This is a genomic window from Pseudomonas sp. NPDC012596 (genome assembly GCF_042902325.1).
GTDB lineage: Bacteria > Pseudomonadota > Gammaproteobacteria > Pseudomonadales > Pseudomonadaceae > Aquipseudomonas.
The window spans coordinates 353,935-372,492 of the sequence record NZ_JBIBEB010000003.1 but is presented as its reverse complement, the minus strand read 5'-3'; the positions used below and the strand labels follow the sequence as shown (position 1 = coordinate 372,492).

16 protein-coding genes and 1 pseudogene are annotated in these 18,558 nt (G+C 54.9%); all 17 read right to left on the bottom strand.

Annotated elements, in window-relative coordinates; genetic code table 11:
- Positions 1–282: 282 nt before the first annotated feature.
- A pseudogene (locus tag ACFY68_RS06320) lies at positions 283–1,139 on the bottom strand (IS5 family transposase).
- Positions 1,140–1,231: 92 nt separating this feature from the next.
- Positions 1,232–1,468 carry a hypothetical protein gene (locus tag ACFY68_RS06315; protein ID WP_387524603.1) on the bottom strand — a complete coding sequence of 79 codons (237 nt, stop codon included), beginning with the start codon at positions 1,466–1,468 and terminating at the stop codon, positions 1,232–1,234.
- Between the two features lie 136 nt (positions 1,469–1,604).
- The gene (locus tag ACFY68_RS06310) at positions 1,605–2,576 is read right to left on the bottom strand and encodes a T6SS immunity protein Tli4 family protein (protein ID WP_387524600.1); all 972 of its coding nucleotides are present in this window, start codon (positions 2,574–2,576) and stop codon (positions 1,605–1,607) included.
- Between the two features lie 437 nt (positions 2,577–3,013).
- Positions 3,014–3,796: a T6SS immunity protein Tli4 family protein gene (locus ACFY68_RS06305; protein ID WP_387524597.1), complete on the bottom strand. Its 783-nt coding sequence runs from the start codon at positions 3,794–3,796 to the stop codon at positions 3,014–3,016.
- Positions 3,797–4,109: 313 nt separating this feature from the next.
- Positions 4,110–4,907 (bottom strand): hypothetical protein, encoded by a 798-nt coding sequence (locus ACFY68_RS06300; RefSeq protein WP_387524594.1) that lies wholly within the window; start codon positions 4,905–4,907, stop codon positions 4,110–4,112.
- A 52-nt stretch (positions 4,908–4,959) separates the two neighbouring features.
- Positions 4,960–5,106 (bottom strand): hypothetical protein, encoded by a 147-nt coding sequence (locus ACFY68_RS06295; protein WP_387524591.1) that lies wholly within the window; start codon positions 5,104–5,106, stop codon positions 4,960–4,962.
- 19 nt (positions 5,107–5,125) lie between these two features.
- Entirely contained in the window at positions 5,126–5,533 is a 408-nt protein-coding gene (locus ACFY68_RS06290; RefSeq protein WP_387524661.1) for a contractile injection system protein, VgrG/Pvc8 family, read from the bottom strand.
- 310 nt (positions 5,534–5,843) lie between these two features.
- Complete coding sequence (locus ACFY68_RS06285; protein WP_387524588.1) at positions 5,844–6,722, bottom strand: T6SS immunity protein Tli4 family protein; 879 nt, start codon at positions 6,720–6,722, stop codon at positions 5,844–5,846.
- Between the two features lie 88 nt (positions 6,723–6,810).
- On the bottom strand, positions 6,811–8,493 hold the full coding sequence (locus tag ACFY68_RS06280; RefSeq protein WP_387524585.1) for an esterase/lipase family protein: 1,683 nt from the start codon (positions 8,491–8,493) through the stop codon (positions 6,811–6,813).
- Between the two features lie 47 nt (positions 8,494–8,540).
- Positions 8,541–11,237: a type VI secretion system Vgr family protein gene (locus tag ACFY68_RS06275; protein ID WP_387524583.1), complete on the bottom strand. Its 2,697-nt coding sequence runs from the start codon at positions 11,235–11,237 to the stop codon at positions 8,541–8,543.
- 36 nt (positions 11,238–11,273) lie between these two features.
- Complete coding sequence (locus ACFY68_RS06270) at positions 11,274–12,134, bottom strand: hypothetical protein (RefSeq protein ID WP_387524580.1); 861 nt, start codon at positions 12,132–12,134, stop codon at positions 11,274–11,276.
- Positions 12,127–13,116, bottom strand: coding sequence for a DUF2515 family protein (locus ACFY68_RS06265; protein ID WP_387524577.1), 990 nt, complete (start codon positions 13,114–13,116; stop codon positions 12,127–12,129). The genes ACFY68_RS06270 and ACFY68_RS06265 overlap by 8 nt, the downstream gene beginning before the upstream one ends.
- Complete coding sequence (locus ACFY68_RS06260; protein WP_387524574.1) at positions 13,113–15,866, bottom strand: type VI secretion system Vgr family protein; 2,754 nt, start codon at positions 15,864–15,866, stop codon at positions 13,113–13,115. Before ACFY68_RS06260 ends, ACFY68_RS06265 begins: the two co-directional genes overlap by 4 nt.
- 37 nt (positions 15,867–15,903) lie before the next feature.
- Positions 15,904–16,032, bottom strand: a complete 129-nt coding sequence (locus tag ACFY68_RS06255) for a hypothetical protein (RefSeq protein ID WP_387524572.1) — start codon at positions 16,030–16,032, stop codon at positions 15,904–15,906.
- Entirely contained in the window at positions 16,032–17,153 is a 1,122-nt protein-coding gene (locus ACFY68_RS06250; RefSeq protein ID WP_387524569.1) for a hypothetical protein, read from the bottom strand. The genes ACFY68_RS06255 and ACFY68_RS06250 overlap by 1 nt, the downstream gene beginning before the upstream one ends.
- Before the next feature lie 11 nt (positions 17,154–17,164).
- Entirely contained in the window at positions 17,165–17,419 is a 255-nt protein-coding gene (locus tag ACFY68_RS06245; protein ID WP_387524566.1) for a PAAR domain-containing protein, read from the bottom strand.
- A 35-nt stretch (positions 17,420–17,454) separates the two neighbouring features.
- Positions 17,455–18,549, bottom strand: a complete 1,095-nt coding sequence (gene tssA, locus ACFY68_RS06240; RefSeq protein WP_387524563.1) for a type VI secretion system protein TssA — start codon at positions 18,547–18,549, stop codon at positions 17,455–17,457.
- Positions 18,550–18,558: the final 9 nt, after the last annotated feature.

The window sequence follows — 18,558 nt, the reverse complement described above, 5'->3', positions numbered from 1 at the left end:
GACAGGCGTTTCAGCCTGCTCAGCACACTTTCCCAGATCGGGAGGGCTTGCGCGTCATGGCGAAGCCAGCTGCCGACGGCGCCCAGTTGTAGCATAGGCAGAGAACCTCACGGTACGTGGCATACAGCGTGTGTCCGGATCATTGTAATGCTCGTAGCTAGTAGTTTTTTTATACGGCCAAGGTGCAAAAACTTGGCAGTTATGAGGTGCTCCACTGATTGATACTGCCCATGCCGGCAGTGTCGGGCGCATCGATCATCAAGTTATGAATCTATAGGCGAGTTAGGCTCTGTACGAAAAGAGATGTCGCAAACACCGCATGGAGCAAGCCAGTGAGACCATGGCGGCATAACTTTTCGCGAGCTTGTCGAAGCGTGTCACGATCCGGCGGTTCTCTTTCAGCCAGCCAAACATGCGCTCGATGATGTTGCGCTGCCGGTATTTGGGCCGGTCAAACAGTCTTGGTAAGCCAGGCTTGGGCTTGCGCTTCATTGAGCGCAGCGGGATGACGGGTTGCATTCGATATTGGTCGCAGTAGCGGCGTAGCGCTTCGGCGTCGTAGCCCTTGTCAGCAAGCAGCCATTTACAGCGCTTGCGCGGGCGGCCACGCTGGCTCGATGGAATGCTGACCTCGTCCAACAGTGGTTGTGCGTAGCTGATGTCACTGGCATGACCGCCAGAGAGGATGAAGCGCAACGGTGTTCCATTGGCGTCGCAGAGCATGTGGATTTTGGTTGTCAGGCCGCCGCGACTGCGGCCTAGAGCGTGATCGGCAGGCTCGTCAGGCCCCCTTTTTTTCCGGCGCCAGATGAGGCTCGGGTTGCGCGTACTGCGGTTGAGTCGATCATCCAGGTTTGCAGATCGATCAAGCCTTGCTCATTCAGTCTCAGGTGCAAGCGTTTGAGCATCGCATCGAATGTCCCCTGGTTTCGCCAACCCCGAAACCGTTGCTACACCGTTGACCATGGGCCAAAGCGCTCAGGCATATCTCGCCACGCAGCCCCCGAACAGAGCGCCCATAGCACGCCATCGAGCATCAGTCGGTCGCTCAGTCGGGGCCGCCCCCGGCCATGGGTTTCGATGAAGAGATCGGAGACCACATCCCAGGCCTCGTCCGAGAGTTCGTAACGCTTCGCCATCACAGAATTCCTTTCCGATGATGGCGGGTGACTCTACAAAATCTCAGCACTGGGGGCGCGACGATTGAGTTTCTCGGGATTTCGTACAGAACCTAGGGCGCGCTGTGCAGCTGGCCTTCGAAGGTGCTGAGGAAGAAGCCGTAGGAGGCTTCGCTCAGCTTCGAGCGGAGCAGCGCGTCGTCCGGTGCCGGGCGTACCGATTTGAACAACGGTGCCAGGCTGCTGGGCGCACCACGGTGCTGCTGGGCCATGGGCAGGTTGCTCTCGGCGAAGAACTGCACCTCGATCAGCATGAATTGCCGGGCCTCGGCGGCCTTGCGTTCGTTCATTTACTTCTGATCTGCGGTTTGTACGAGAAGAACAGCCGCGAATAGCGCATGGAACAACGCAATGAGAACAGGGCGCCCTAGCTTTTCCGTGTTGTCTTTCGCAGTCGGCCCATTGAAGCCATGGTTACTCAATGAATCAAAGAGTTGAACGCAAACTATTTAACACATCATCCCAAAATGCTAGAGCCTCTTCATCAGACGCGAAGTCACTGCCTTTTTCATGGGTTCCCAGTTCGAGTGCTATATATGGGCGTGTATTAGAACCGATGGTTCCCTCGTGCTCGAACTGAAAGGCGTAAAATTTCTTTCCATCGGCATTGGCGCTAAGTGCGATTTCCTCGCCATTGATTTCTCTAGCTGTACGTTTATTTTTTCTTAATACCGTAATTGTTCCTGCCTTCATCAGATCGCCTACCGACGCATCATATTGCTTTGCCTCAAATCGCTGGATAAGAGTGTTTTCTTTTTCTTCAATGCCTTTAGTCAGAAGACTTATGTAAGTGCCTGAATGCTCTTTTATTTGTGCGCCCATGTAGACTGATTCGTAAAATCTAGTTTTATCGAGTAAGGTGTATCCAGCTTCCAAAGCAAATCCTTCAGCAGGAGGCGCTGAATCTGGATGCCTAAAGTAAATGGCATCGCTCAACATGCGCATTCTCTCTACAGCAGTTGGCATCCCCTCTTCTGAAATGTTTCTTACCATCATGTGGTATGCGGTATTCTTATTCGTTATCAAATAAACGTTAAATGTGTAGAGTGATGTAAGGTGGGAAAGCAAAAGTGTACTTTCGTTATCGAGGGGTATAGTCTTTTGGTATCGATGGGCGGTACCTTTCGCTGTGCCTTTTTTGAGGGCATCGATTTGTTGGTTAACAATGTTTGGGAGTTCCGAACGGGCATTTTTGCTGATTAACTCTATGTTTGCGCCGAATATTTTGTAATCCGCCGAGATTTCAGAATCTTTGGGGAGCGAAAGGCTGAATCTTCCGAAGTAATGAGTCTTCCAGTTTTGGTTTTCCAAGTGTGAGTCCATGTGGTCGGCAGCAATGGATTGTGAAGAAGAAAAGGCGCATAGTGCGGTTAAAATGATTACGCTTAAGTTTTGCACGATTTTTGCTCTCGAAAAAAACTAAATACTCTTGATATTTGATGATAATCTTATCAGGCTGTGAAGAGTTGCAAATTGAGTACGCCCGAACTTGTCAGTGTAAGCCAAACCGAATAGCAGCTCAACCCAAAACGCCCCTTGAGCGCCGTTAGCCGATCTGTGCAGACAGGCGAACGAGGCTGTATAGCGTTGCAAAATGAGTGCGCCCAAACTTGTTGCACCAGGTTGATATGATCTCGATGATGCTTTCGGTGCATTTTTACGTTAAGCATCAGAGTGTGATAAATGTTGGCGATACTACCAATGAACATAATTTTGTCGATGTGGGTGGTAAAGCTTTATAGATATGGTTTACTGAAACTTTTCACTTAGGCTGCGCTGCGGGGAGGGCGAAACGGCATAAGTTCACACCGCACTCCGCAGCTATTTTGCTACCTTTATATACGTTTTAAACTCTCCACTACCTCATCCCAGAATTGGAGGGCTTGTTCATCGTTCTTAAATCCGGGGCCACCATCGACTGTGCTAAGTTCGAGAACTGTGTAGGGTTCTAGACTGAGTTCAGGGGTGCCTGGAAACTCGAGCCGGAACGCATAGACGTTTTTTCCGTCAGCTCTAGTTTTCATTAACAGTTCCTCAAACATTAATCCAGCAACATTTCTTTTGCCTTTCCTGATGACCCTTGAACGGGTTAGGAGATTTTTTAAAAGGGGTAAGACACCCCCTGATCTCTCAGCATACCTAGATAGCAGTCCCGGCTCAGGCTTCCCAATCACCTGCGTATCGAAAGTCAAATGAATTCCGGGTATTGATGAAACAGGCAACCCTATTGAAATTTTCTCATCGAATTTGTCAATCGGTAAATTCATGTACCCGTCCTCTAGCGCAAAGGCGTCGTTGGGTGGGCGATCCGCGGGATTTCGATAATGGATAAGGCTATTTAGTTCTTTGGCCCTGGCAACTGCTTTGTCGAAAGCGCTGAATGGTATTAATCCGACTTTTTGGCGATAAAGAGTATTGTTTTCGGTTAGGTAGAAAATATAAAAACTATATTCGTAACCCTTTGAGATCACAATCGCTCCACCTCTGTCCAGCGGAAGCGTGCGGTCATATGCATCATCATAGCCAGCATTGTGCTTGCTAGTTATTGTGGTAATTATTTCCGAGATGTTTTTGGGAAGGTCGTGCTTGCCATTTTTGCTGATGAGTTCGATTCTCATCTTCACCACTTCATATGAAGACCATATATCGTGCCCGTCAGTCGGAACCGTAATAGAGTAGCGTCCAAAGTAAAAGGTTTTTCTCTCATTTGGCATATTTCCAGCTCCAACACCTACGCAATATAGCAATGTCAGGGCAGTGATTAATATTACTGTACTCAGATGCCGACGGTTAGTTTGACTGCTACAATGTACCATGCTGGGATACCCTCACGATGCTGTAGAGCGTGGCAAATACGGTGCCGCTATGCGAAAGCGGGGTGCCGAAGGTGAGGTCCATGACGAAGGTCTCCTGAGTGGGGCTAAAAGTGAGTTATTCCAAGGCTTTGATGGGCGGGTCCTGGTAGTTTTCATCGATGGCGATGCCCATCTTTTTCAGGCGTGCTTCGGTTTGGGCACGTTCCTGGGCCATGCGTTTGAGTTCGGCGGGAAGGAGAACCTTCCATTCTTCACGTTTCTCATTGTCTACAAAGCCCTTGAAAAACTCAGACTCGGACTCAAAGGTGAGCGTAAACAAATAAGAGCCTCTTTCCTGAGGCGCGCTCTCGCTTTTTTCGCGCTGAACGCGTAGCAATAAATGAACACCATCCTTGTAAAAATACCAACTGCTGAACATGGGCATTGCCAACCACTCTTCCGTGGTCAGCCTCAACTCAGGATCATTCCATGGCCCCGTTCCTACAGGTTCACCTAAAATGGATCTGGGATTTTCAAACTCTTTTGCCTGGCTACCTGGAACTCTTGCTTCATTGGGGAAAATGTACCGATGCCAACCACTTTTACGTAACTTTTCTACCTGTTGATAGAAGTATTCGATTGCTTGGGTGTGCTTTGACTCAGGCTCGATACCGCCCAGTGTGACGGAGGCCTTGTCGATTATGTTTCCTTCAAAAGTTCTTAAGGTTGTACTGATCGTATCATTGAACTCTAAGGTCCCAGTATCCAACTCTACAGACAGGTTAGCTCGCAGAGGCTCGCTGAATGTCAATCCAAATTTATATAGGCAAAGACCAAGCATGCAATCTTTTTTGAAGTCGACGCTCGATGCAGAAAGGGCTTCTGTAATCTGGCTGTCTACTTTAAATTTAATGCTGTGTTTTTTGTCGGTCATGGCTGAGTCTCCGCAAGCTGTAAGGGTTAGGAGCATACAATAAAGAATCGGTTTAAACATGCTCGCTCCAGCTTGAAAAGGCTTCAATGCTTTCTCTCATATAAATCGCTTTTGTTAACATTAGGTCGTGATAATTGTTTGCGATATAGGTGATGAATTCCATTCTGTCATGCTTGTTGTGTAGTTTTTCTTTTGTCATCACCGTGTCATAGTCAGGATTATGTGTTTCGCATAGAGTGCTCATCGCAGCAAGCCGGCGCGCTATGCAGCTGGCCTTCGAAGGTACTGAGGAAGAAGCCGTAGGAGGCTTCGCTCAGCTTCGAGCCGAGCAGCGCATCGTCCGGTGCCGGGCGTACCGATTTGAACAACGGTGCCAGGCTGCCGGGCGCATCGCGGCGCTGCTGGGCCATGGGCAGGTTGCTTACGGCGAAGAACTGCACCTCGATCAGCATGAATTGCCGGGCCTCGGCGGCCTTGCGTTCGTACAGCGGGTGCTGGGTCAACTCGAACCAGCGTCCGGCTTGCAACTGGCGCACACCGCCCTGGCCGTGCACGCGGCGGGCCTGGGATTCACGCTGCTCGATCTGCACGCGGCTCAGCCAGTCGCCGCGCTCCTGCTTGCCTATTTTATAAGCGGATCATATTTTCGGCTCTACACTAGCCGTGGGCGAAAGCTGCCTTGAAGAGGAGACCACAGGGACGGTTCCATCGCATTATGAAAAACCTTCACAAGGTCAATGTTCTTTTCAAAAAATTTTATTTTGGATGTTGTTGTGCCCCATATGCTGGTTTTTTGCTTACTCCACGCTGTAATCGAATGATCGATAAATGCCACTGTTATAGAGATATAAATTACTGAAATTTGTCAACTAGGTTGCGCTGCGGGGTGCAAAACAGCATTGGATTCCACTGCACGCCGCAGCTGCTCTGCTGTGTTTATATGCGTTTTAAGCTCTCAACTACTTCATCCCAAAATTGGATGGCTTGTTCGTCGCTCTCAAATCCTGGGCCGCCATCGACAGTGCTCAATTCTAAAACAGTATACGGCTCTAAACTGGAGTCAGGAGCTCCAGGGAATTCAAGTCGGAAGGCGTATACATTTTTTCCTTCCGATTTTGTCTTGATTAAAAGCTCTTCAAATGTCAGACCGGCAACTTTCCTTTTGCCCTTTCTAATAATGCTGGAACTGCTGAGCAGGTTTCGCAGCAGTGGTAGAGCACCGGTTGACCTCTCTTCAAATCGTGATAAAATTCCTGGCTCCGGCTTGCCAATAACTTGTGTATCAAATGTTAAATGAATTCCGGGCACAGATGATACTGGCAAGCCAATTGATACTTTCTCATCAAATTTATTGGTCGGCAGGTCCATGTACCCCGCTTCAATCGCAAAGGTGTGCGCTGGGGGGCGCACTGCTGGGTTACGATAATGAAGAGAAGAATTCAGTTCTCTAGCTATTTTTATTGCGCCTTCGAAATCCTCGAAAGGTATTGATTCGACTTTTTGACTGTACAGTGTGTTTTTTTCGGTGAGGTAGTAAATATAGAAATTATATTTTTTCCCTTTCGTTACTATAATGGCGCCGCCGCCATCAAGCTGAATTGTCTGGTCGTAGGCGTCAATATAGCCAATTTTATGTTTTTTATTGATTTTTGCAATTGTATCATTGCTATTCGCCGGGAGGTCGCGCTTACCGTTCTTGCTGAGCAGTTCAATTCTTTCCTCGACAACATCATATGAAGACCAAATGCCTGCACCGTCGGTGGGTACTTCAAGTGCGTATCGTCCAAAGTAGAAAGTCTTCATTTGATTTGACATGTTTTCAGCTCCAGCTCCGATACAAGATGTGAATGTCGCTATGAGGGTAAGGGTTCTTAACCATATCTTTGTCTGGTGTGCCGTGCTTTTAGAGTTGGACATGTTGAGATATTCTCACGATGCTATAGAGTGTCGCAAATAGAGTGCGGCCCTTTGAGTCGTTATATGCATTCTGATGTTCGTAGCCTGATGAGTTGTTAAATGTGCCTTCTTTGCAAGCGTTAGGATTAAGAGTGCTGTTGTTTCCATGGGCAAACGCTGCGCGTGTGCTTTCAAAATCTCTCGAGCTTGCAGATGAGCATACAGGTACCGTACCATCACCTGGGGAGTATTTAGGCCCAAATGTAAATTTATAGCCGGCGTCTAGTTCAATGTTTCCGGTACTATCATCTTTAGTGATTTTGAAGTTATTAATATCTCCCCAGCCTATCCAGTCGGAGGTCCAGGTAATATTGCTCCATGTAAGAAGATCAAATTCCTTGGCTTCGCCCGAGTAGTGCACATACGTATAAGGGTGATAGGCTTTTTTTATAGCGTCATGAAAGCCCGCTGTAGCAGTAATGTTGTCTTCAAAAATGCTTCGCTTGGTGCGTTTTGTTCTCCATTTAGTTGAGCTGAACGACCCAGTGAACTGATTCGGGTCTAGTAGTTTTTCATTCTCTTCAGGTATTAGACCCCACCATTTTTTTGACAGGTAAATGTCATTATATGGGTCTCCGCATTCAGGTAGGGAAATTAGTTTTTTTGGCTCACCTTCTTTTTGAGCGAATAGCCACTTATCTCCGCCAGCATACTGCTTGCTTGGTAGAAGTTCCAAGCCACCTCGTGAAAATGCTAAAACCGCAGTTGTTTCAGTTGCAGTGGGACCTAGGATCTGGCGCGCGATAAATCCTTGTATACCATCTCCTTCAAAACCAGCTCTGATCCTGCGGTAAGCGGCGGGCGCTCCAGTCGCAGGCATTGCCCCATGAATGACCCCATAAATTTGTGAATACTCATGAATACCTACCATGGCACGTGCAACTAGTCCACCCATGGAATGGGTGACGATGATTACGCTGTCTGCTGTTTCGTAGCTGCTAAGTACTGTTTTGTCTATATAATTAATCAGGTCAGATGCTGAGTATTCGTTTGATTGTAACCAGTTGTATCCTCCTGCCCATACTTCGTAGCGGACTTCCGCAGCGTGCTTGAGGCCTATGCTTTCCGGTAATTCAGAGAGGGGAGGGTTGTCATTCCAGTCACCCCATTCTTTCGGGGCGTGATCTGAGTTTTCTTTCCACCACCCTTGGAGCTTATTATCCAGCAAAATGGAGTTCATTTCATTTTGCATTGATTCCATTATTGGGTGGTAGGCTGAGCGCATGATGCCGCCCCACCCTCGGCGTTTGAGCTCTTCTTTACTGATCGTTTCTCTCAATCCGCCGCCGCCGATGGGACCCTCTTTGTAGACAGATATCATCCCTTCTCTACCATCTAAGTCGTTTTGTCGGTCCTTGGCAGAGCTAAACAGGGCTGATAGAAAAGATCCTACGGCAGCGATACCTGACAAAATGGTGTCAGTGTTAGGTGCCATCCAAGCTATTTTTTTTGTTCTGTTGTTCCACAAGTTTGTTCCCATGATTCCTGGAATGAATACTATTGGTACAACCTTGGCTGCTTTAATACCAATTTCTTTTTCTTGTTGATCTGAGGAGCTTGACATCGTGGATGAAGCTGTGCGAGTGCCGTCAGAGTTGATAATTGTATGTAGCTTCAGTGGGTTAATCATTTTTCCGTCCTCATGTTTTCCCGTGCCACGCGATTGCACGTACCGTTTCAGGTTTTATCGAGCACTTTAATGTTAAGAAGTTCTGCAATCTGACTCTGCTGCACCGGAATCTTCCCGGCCGCATCCGATACATACTGCATCACGCTGCCATCAGCCCTGGTAACTTCAACCTTCACCCCCGGCGCAGGCTCACCAGTACTGAGCTTCTTGATCACATAAGGGTCGGCAAAGTCGGTCTTGGGCATTTCATTGAAGCTGTGCGACAGGCTCGTGCCCCCACTGAAGGTCTTTTTCGCCCCTTTGACATCAATGGTTCCCGGTGCATGGATTTCTATATTGCCGCCCTTGATGCGGATGTAACCGCCACCACTGGTGAGCAAAATCCCGTCCTTGGCCGCAATTTCGATACCGGCGGCGGTCGAGCTGAGTTTCATGTTCTGCAGCGAGGTCAGCAGCATCTCGTCGTTTTGCGCTTGTAGCTCCACCTTGCCTTTGGCCGCAAACAGCTTGGCCCCGGCGTTCTGCGCAAACAGGCTGATGCTCTGCACCACACTCGCCAGCAGCGATTTGCCGCTGGCGATGCTGACATCCTCGCCGGTACTGATGGTCAGGTGCTTGCCGCTGTGCAGGTGGGTGTTCTGCGGGGTTGCGGTGGCGATGTCGGCCGGGGAAGAGGCGATCAGCAGCGGCTTCTGATAACCCGGAGTCTTGCCCCGGCCACCGTTGCGGATCGCCCAGGCGGTGTCGCCGCCGTTACGCTGTTGCTCGCTCGGGCCTTGGCTCGGGCTGCTGCTGTCATTGCCGTAGGTCACGTCGGTGTCGGCGTTGAGCTGGGTCAGGCTGTCGAGGCCAGCCTGCAGGGCGTCGGCGTTGTGCTGTTTGGCGGTGTCGGAGAGGGTTTTGAGCCGCTGCTCGCTGTTCTGCAGCTGCTGCTGGGCTTCGCTGACGTCGAGCTGGGCGCCTTCGGCGTTGCTGCGTTTCCAGGTGCTCAGGTACAGGCCTTGCTGGGCGCGCAGGGCACCGTAGGCGTCGGTGCGCAGTTCGAAGCCGGTGCCGCGCAGGCCACCGCGGTTGTTGCCGCGCTGGTCGATCAGGTAGCCGAGGTTGAGCTGGGTGTGGCCGTGGCTGCTGTGCAGCTGGGTGCGTACCTGGCCGGTGGAGTCGTCCATCACCCACTGGTTGAAGCCGCCGCCGCCGACTTCCTTGCTCTTGTAGCCACTCATCAAACCACTGGAGTGCCAGGCGGGTTTGTGGCCGCCATAGACTTGGCCCATGACCAACGGGCGGTCGATGTCGTTGTCGAGGAAGGTGACCACCACTTCTTCGCCGGCCCGCGGCACGTGCACGCTGCCCCAGTCGGGGCCGCTGCTCGGTTGCAGCATGCGCAGCCAGCACGAACTCAACTCACCGTCCTGGCTCAGGCGGTCCCAGTGGAAGCGCACGCACAGGCGGTTGAGGCTGTCGGTGAACACTTCATGGCCGCTGGGGGTGACCACCACGGCGGTCTGCGGGCCGGGGCAGGTGGGCTTGGCGTGCTCGAACGGGCTGCGGTAGGGCGCGCTGCGCAGCTGGCCTTCGAAGGTGCTGAGGAAGAAACCGTAGGAGGCTTCGCTCAGCTTCGAGCCGAGCAGGGCATCGTCCGGTGCCGGCCGTACCGATTTGAACAACGGTGCCAGGCTGCCGGGCGCATCACGGCGCTGCTGGGCCATGGGCAGGTTGCTTTCGGCGAAGAACTGCACCTCGATCAGCAGGTATTGCCGGGCCTCGGCGGCCTTGCGCTCGTACAGCGGGTGCTGGGTCAGTTCAAACCAGCGCCCGGCCTGCAACTGGCGTACGCCACCCTGGCCGTGCACGCGGCGGGCCTGGGATTCACGCTGTTCGATCTGCACGCGGCTCAGCCAGTCGCCGCGCTCCTGCTTTTGCCAGTTGTACTGGCCCTGGTATTCGTAGCGTTCCAGGGCGGCGGGGGCGGAAGCGGCTTCAAGCGCCGGCATCACGCTTTCGCGCGGTTGGCTGTGTGCGAGGTAGTCGACACTGCGCCAGTTGAGCTTGCCGCTGAGCAATTGCGAGCCGGTGCTCCACTGGGTGATGCCGTCCTGCTTCTGGGTCACGCTCTGGGTGTGGAACGGCACGCTCTGCGGGGTGAGCGCAGGCAAGGTGTCGATGCTGTCGGTGAAGACGATGCAGTGGCTGTCGGCTTTGTGCTCGACGTACCAGAAGATGCCTTCGAGTTCGCACCAGCGCTGGACGAAGTTGGCGTCGGTTTCGTTGAACTGGGTGACATAGGACAGCGGGGCGTATTCGCGGCGCAGGTCGAGGCGGTAGTTGCCCTTGGCCTGTTCGTACTGGGCGAAAACGGCCTCCAAAATCGCCGGCAGGTTCTTGTCCTGCCAGATGCGGCAGTCGCTGCGGTATTCGAGCAGGCTGAACCACGGCGCGAACACCAACTGCCAGTCATGCAGGCCGCCGTCGCTGCCCAGGTAGCGCACGCTTTCGACTAGGCCATGGCGCGGGCAGTGGCTGCCGTCGTCGCAGAGCAGGGCCAAACTGACGGGTTGGCCGATGAGTTTCTCTGGGTCGTACTCGGTGTCCTGCACCAGCACGTCGAGGGTGAAGCGCGGGGTGCGGCCAATGCGCTCGACGCCGTGGGCGCGCAGGGCCTGGAGCGCGTCGGCCCCCAGCGGGGTGGTTAGCTGCAGCAGGCGGCCGCTTTGCGAGAGCGGGGTGCCGAAGGTCAGGTCCATGACAAGGGTCTCCTGAGTGGGGGCTGAAAAAGTGGGTTATTCCAGGGCCTTGATGGGCGGGTCCTGGTAGTTTTCATCGATGGCGATGCCCATCTTTTTCAGGCGTGCTTCGGTTTGGGCGCGTTCCTGGGCCATGCGTTTGAGTTCGGCGGGAAGGAGAGTTGTCCATTGTTCACGGTCGTCGCTTTCAAAAAAGCTTTTGTAAAACTCCGCTTCGGATTCGACCGTCAGTGTGAACAAATAGGAGCCTTTCTCTTCCGGAGCAATTTCGTTGTTTTCGCGCTGAACTCGAAGTGTCAGATACACACCATCCTTGTAAAAATACCAACTGCTGAACATTGGCATCGCTAGCCACTCTTCTTGGCTGAGTACCAATGCGGGATCATTCCATGGGCCTGTGCCAATGGGTTTACCCAAAACGACTCTTGGGCTATCGAATTTTTTCGCTTGGCTGCCCGGCAGTCTAGCTTCGTTGGGCATGATAAACCGATGCCATCCTTTGGCAAGCAAACCGTCTGCTTGATCCCGGAAGTAATTCATGGCAAGTGAGTGGGAGGAATCGGGATCAACCCCGCCGAGGATAATCTCTGCATCATTCACCGTATCGCTCTCATAGGTGCCCAATGTGACACCCACACCATCATTGTATTGAAGAGATGTTGATGACGCTGGGTTTATGTCAATGGCCGCTCTGTGCCCACTGGCAAAAGACAGTGAATATTTGTAGAGGCAAATGCCCAGCATGCAATCTTTTTTGAAGTCGACCGATGAGTTGGCGATTGCATTCTGGATGTTATCATTGATTTGAAATTGCACGATCGGCTTATTGCTACCCATCTGTGACTCTCCACAGGCCATAAGAAATAAAAAAAGTGTCAATCCTAAAGGTTTATACATTTTCACTCCAGCTTGCTATGGCGCGAATGCTTTCGTGCATGTAGGTCCCTTTGATCTTCATGAGCTTGTGGTAATTATTCGCGATTTCAGTAATAAATTTCATTCGGTCATTTTTGTTGTGCAATTGCCCTTCGGTCATAACAGTATCGTAATCTGGGCTGTTCGTTTCGCACATAGTGCTCATGGCCGCGAGCCGTCGAGGCACTCCGAGGTGCCCCTCCATCACTGCTTGAGCATCGAGCAACTTCTGAAAATCCCAATTCTCATAGATCAAAGGTTGCAAGATTTTAATCTGCTCATGTTTTGCGATTGCCATTAACGATGCGAGTTGCTTGTCTCTTCGGTCTTTGCCTAACGGCATCTTCTCGGTCTCCGAAATCAAGAGGAAACCCTCAACAAGCTCAGGTGTTTTTTGGAGGTTGTTTATTTTTGGTAGCGCATCATCAACCCAAGGCAATTCCTTGAATGTAGCTTTAAACTCGCAGATGTATGTGTTCCAGTCGCGTATGGGTGTGGCTGATTTGAATTCATCAGGGTAGTTTATATAAAACCAATGCCACACAAAGATATCTTGGAATAGCCAGAAATTACCCTCTCCTAAATGCATTTTGGTTATTTCAAAGAAAGGTGTGGCGGCCCCTGTCCAGCGCCATTTACTATTGCTGGCATAATCAAGGGCACACATGACCTGTTTGCTGGCGAACGTCGCAAGTCCAGTCCAGTAGAATCGGCCTTTAAGTTCAGGCTTGCCATTCCGCTCCAGCTCAAGATAAATCCGTGCGTAGTTACCCGCGATGCGCTCTGCTCTCGTGCTGAAATCTTTGATTAACTGATATCGCGCAGTGGCCTTGAATTCAATTCGGGTTTTAATCGATAGTCGTCTTACCGCTTCTTGCTGACCCAGCGTCCACAGTTCGTTGTAATGAAGATTGGGCTTGTTTTCAGAACACGTTTGTTCATTGAACTTAAAATCCTGTTTCATGATTTGTTTCTCGGCACAAATGTGTCAGCACCTGCCGGCACCACCAACTCATCGGGTACGAGCCTCATCTTGGCCGTGTCGGGTTTGTCGCTGAAAAGGCGGGGTGTCATACCTTCTTGGTCGGTGAAGTAAACCCGCTTGCCTTTGCCAGGAATGTCGAACTCGACAGCCACGTTTTCAAGCGGTACACCGAAACTGGTCATCAACCTGTTCTGCTCGTCATACATGCCGGAGTCAGGACCGGTGGGGAACTCCTTGAACGAGTGCTCCATGCTGGCCGGCCCATCCAGCGTTTTCTTTGCCCCCTTGATGTCGATGGTCCCCGGTGCATGCACCTCGATATTGCTGCCTTTGATACGGATATAGGCCCCGCCACTGGTAAGCAGAATCTCCTTCTGCGCCGACATCTCAATCAACTGTTCCAGCGACGTGAGCTTCATGTTCTGCAGCGCAGTGAGTTCCATCGCATCACTTTGCGCCTCCAGCTCCACCTTGCCCTTGGCCGCAAACAGCTTGGCCCCGGCGTTCTGCGCAAACAGGCTGATACTCTGCACCACGCTGGCCAGCAGCGATTTGCCGCTGGCGATGCTGACGTCTTCCCCGGTACTCACGGTCAGGTGCTTGCCGCTGTGCAGGTGGGTGTTTTGCGGGGTTGCGGTGGCGATGTCGGCCGGGGAAGAAGCGATCAGCAGCGGCTTCTGATAACCCGGTGTCTTGCCGCGGCCACCGTTGCGAATCGCCCAGGCGGTGTCGCCGCCGTTGCGCTGCTGCTCGCTCGGGCCTTGGCTCGGGCTGCTGCTGTCGTTGCCGTAGGTCACGTCGGTATCGGCGTTGAGCTGGGTCAGGCTGTCGAGGCCAGCCTGCAGGGCGTCTGCGTTGTGCTGTTTGGCGGTGTCGGAGAGGGTTTTGAGGCGCTGCTCGCTGTTCTGCAACTGCTGCTGGGCTTCGCTGACGTCGAGCTGGGCGCCTTCGGCGTTGCTGCGTTTCCAGGTGCTCAGGTACAGGCCTTGCTGGGCGCGCAGGGCGCCGTAGGCATCGGTGCGCAGTTCGAAGCCGGTGCCGCGCAGGCCGCCGCGGTTGTTGCCGCGCTGGTCGATCAGGTAGCCGAGGTTGAGCTGGGTGTGGCCGTGGCTGCTGTGGATCTGCGTGCGCACCTGGCCGGTGGAGTCGTCCATCACCCACTGGTTGAAGCCGCCGCCGCCGACTTCCTTGCTCTTGTAGCCGCTCATCAAACCACTGGAGTGCCAGGCGGGTTTGTGGCCGCCGTAGACCTGGCCCATGACCAACGGGCGGTCGATGTCGTTGTCGAGGAAGGTGACCACCACTTCTTCGCCGGCCCTCGGCACGTGCACGCTGCCCCAGTCGGGGCCGCTGCTCGGTTGCAGCATGCGCAGCCAGCAGGAACTCAACTCACCGTCCTGGCTCAGGCGGTCCCAATGGAAGCGCACGCACAGGCGGTTGAGGCTGTCGGTGAACACTTCATGGCCGCTGGGGGTGACCACCACGGCGGTCTGCGGGCCGGGGCAGGTGGGCTTGGCGTGCTCGAACGGGCTGCGGTAGGGCGCGCTGCGCAGCTGGCCCTCGAAGGTGCTGAGGAAGAAACCGTAGGAGGCTTCGCTCAGCTTCGAGCCGAGCAGCGCATCGTCCGGTGCCGGGCGTACCGATTTGAACAACGGTGCCAGGCTGCCGGGCGCATCGCGGCGCTGCTGGGCCATGGGCAGGTTGCTTTCGGCGAAGAACTGCACCTCGATCAGCACGAATTGCCGGGCCTCGGCGGCCTTGCGTTCGTACAGCGGGTGCTGGGTCAGTTCAAACCAGCGCCCGGCCTGCAACTGGCGCACACCGCCCTGGCCGTGCACACGGCGGGCCTGGGATTCACGCTGCTCGATCTGCACGCGGCTCAGCCAGTCGCCGCGCTCTTGCTTTTGCCAGTTGTACTGGCCCTGGTATTCGTAGCGTTCCAGGGCGGCGGGGGCGGAAGCGGCTTCAAGCGCCGGCATCACGCTTTCGCGCGGTTGGCTGTGTGCCAGGTAGTCGACGCTGCGCCAGTTGAGCTTGCCGCTGAGCAATTGCGAGCCGGTGCTCCACTGGGTGATGCCGTCCTGCTTCTGGGTCACGCTCTGGGTGTGGAACGGCACGTTCTGCGGGGTGAGCGCAGGCAGGGTGTCGACGCTGTCGGTGAAGACGATGCAGTGGCTGTCGGCTTTGTGCTCGACGTACCAGAAGATGCCTTCCAGTTCGCACCAGCGCTGGACGAAGTTGGCGTCGGTTTCGTTGAACTGGGTGACATAGGACAGCGGGGCGTATTCGCGGCGCAGGTCGAGGCGGTAGTTGCCCTTGGCCTGTTCGTACTGGGCGAAAACGGCCTCCAAAATCGCCGGCAGGTTCTTGTCCTGCCAGATGCGGCAGTCGCTGCGGTATTCGAGCAGGCTGAACCACGGCGCGAACACCAACTGCCAGTCATGCAGGCCGCCGTCGCTGCCCAGGTAGCGCACGCTCTCGACCAGGCCATGGCGCGGGGTGTGGCTGCCGTCGTCGCAGAGCAGGGCAAGGCTGACGGGCTGGCCGATGAGTTTCTCCGGATCGTACTCGGTGTCCTGCACCAGCACGTCGAGGGTGTAGCGCGGGGTGCGGCCAATGCGCTCGACGCCGTGGGCGCGCAGGGCCTGGAGCGCGTCGGCACCCAGCGGGGTGGTCAGCTGCAACAGGCGGCCGCTTTGCGAGAGCGGGGTGCCGAAGGTCAGGTCCATGACAAGGGGTCTCCTGAGTGGGGGCTGAAAAAGTGGGTTATTCCAGGGCCTTGATGGGCGGGTCCTGGTAGTTTTCATCGATGGCGATGCCCATCTTTTTCAGGCGTGCTTCGGTTTGGGCGCGTTCCTGGGCCATGCGGTTGATTTTGCTCGCGAACCTCATCATCAGGCATGCTCACTCGTTTGCGGGTCGGCATCCGCTACCTGCGACGGCTCAACCAACCATCCCTGGGTCTGCGTGGGGGCATGCCGGTCGAGCACCAGCACGGGCCCCTCCAGGCTGTTGGCCGCCTGCAAGGCCAACGCCAGCGCACTCAACTCGCCGATGCCATGCCCGTATTCGCCCGCCAGCAGGGCATGCCCGATGACGTGCTGCTGCAGGTCGCAGTCGGGCAGGCAGGTATTCAGGAACTGGTACAGATGCTCCAGACGGTTGTCGTCGTGGTAGCCGTCGGTAACCACAGCCTTTACATCGGCGATTGCCATGCCACTTCGTTCACACAACGCCTCGGCCACCTGCTCCAGGCCGCCCGTACTTTTGCGTGACTGCAAGGCGCGGGGTTCATGGGTATGGGCCACGGCAGGGGTGACATGCCAACGGGGGTTGGTATCGGCGTTGGCCAGGTCGATGCGTTGCAGGTTGAGTACGCTGATGGCCTCACCGGCCATGCGCTCACCCGTCAAGCTGCCAGCCCTGGCTACCGTCGCCCAGGAGTCGAGGCCGATGCACAACAGATTGGGTACTTCCAGATCATTCTGCAGCGCCCAAGGCAGCCAGGTGGCGAACGTTTGTTCCGGGGCGATGAAGCCATGCCCGGGCAGGTAGTCGAACGGCCACACCTCGAGCGCCGCATCAAGCCACGGATCGGGAGCTATATCGGTAGGGGCGAACAGTACGACCTGAACCTGGTCCCAGTCCAGCTCGGCCGCGAACTCATGCCACTGCCCCAGCATGCCCTTCAGCAACTGCAGCGCCCTGGGTAGTGCCCTTACTTCGGCGCGGTCAGTGCCAGCGCGGATACGTCGCACATTGCGCCGATGCCCGGCCGGGCTGACCAGCCGTGGGTCGTGCTCGAAGTCAGCATCGACCTTGCCCAGCGCCTTGCCTGCTTTGGCCTCAGCCGGGGTCAGATTGGGTAGCCACAGCCAGGCATCGGCCAACCCGATGCGCGCGGTGTCGTAGTGCGCAATGGGCCGGGGAGGGGGCGCCAGGCGCTGCTCTTGCTCACGCCGTTCGCCAATTACATCCCACAGCGAGCGATGGCCTTGGGCAAAGGGTTTCAACATGCTGGCAGTCCTTAGAGTATTCCGGTGTCGCTGTTGGTCGCGATCAGGCTTGAGCCGCAGGCGGTCTTGTCGCCCTGGCGGGCCACCGGCTTGCCGTCAACCAACGTGGTGGTGTCGCCGCTGGCGATCACGCACGCACCGTGCAGGCACATCACCTTGTCACCAAGCCGCGCGACGGCACGGCCGTAAACCAAGGTAGACGGCGAGCCTTGCACGACCATCCCTCCGCGGTCGGTGGGGTCGTTCAAGAGAATGATCGGACGCATGTCGAAACTCCTTTTCTGGCGGCTAGGACCACAAATCAGTCACGAGGTTGCAAGGTGCCGAGCACATCGCGAATGTTATCGACCACGCTGCTGTCCTTGATCACATCGTTAAGCCAGGACTCCAGCGGCATGTTGCCCCACTTGATGGCGCGCTCCACCAGGTAAGGCACCGGGCTGTGGGGCTCGGCCTGCTTGAAGTACTGCGCAACACCTTGCAGCAGTGTGAAGGCTTCTTCGCGGTTCAGCGGCACAGTCCGCAGCGGTGCATCGGCGGCGCTGCGTTCGCTCGCGACAGCAGCAGTGGGGGCGGCGTCAGCGACGCGTTGCTCGGGTACTGGCTCGTTTGGGGCAGGTGCTACAGCCAGTTCGACGCCGCGCTCCTTGAGCAAGCGTTCGACTAACTGGCGGGCGTGCACCAGCACGTCGTTCAGCGACAGGAAGCTAGGCGCATCGTGTACGAACACCTTGTTGGCGGCAGCCTGAAGCTGCTGGCAGGCGACCAGGCATTCGCTGATCTGCGCATGCCGTTGCTGCAGGTGTTCGGTGTCGGTTAGCACTACCGAGCGCTGGAACAGTTCGGCGTTGATCTTGCCTTCTTCCAGCGCCTGGTGCATCGCCGAGGGGTTTTGCCGGGCGAGGTTCTCGACCTGCCGCGACTCTTCATACTTGTGCAGGCTGTAGTGCTGCCCCTGGGTGATCGGCAGGGTGCGCACCACCTGGGTTAGCGTGGTCGTAAGCCACGCGATGCGGGCCGCGCGTTCCTCCACGCCCTCGTCAAGGGCGGGGTACAGCGTGTCCCAGAAATCTTCCAGCAGGGCTTGGGCCACTGCCAGGGAAAAACGGATGCCAGGAAACTGTTTCCTGTGTGCCAGGCCTTCGCTGAGCCAGGCCACCAGCATCAAATCCTTGCTCTGCTCGGTGAGACCAGTCGCGGCCAGTTGAATTACCTGCTCCCAGTCGGCCTGCTTGAGGTCGGTTTGCCAATCACCCTGGGTCAGGTAGTCGGCATCGGCACGGCGCGCCTCCTTGATCTGATCGAACAGGCTGGAAAAGCTCAGGTCCTCGCCAGCACCGCCATCGATCGGGGCACGCAAGGCTGACAGTGAAAGGTCGTCAAGAATGTCGGACATGGACGGCTC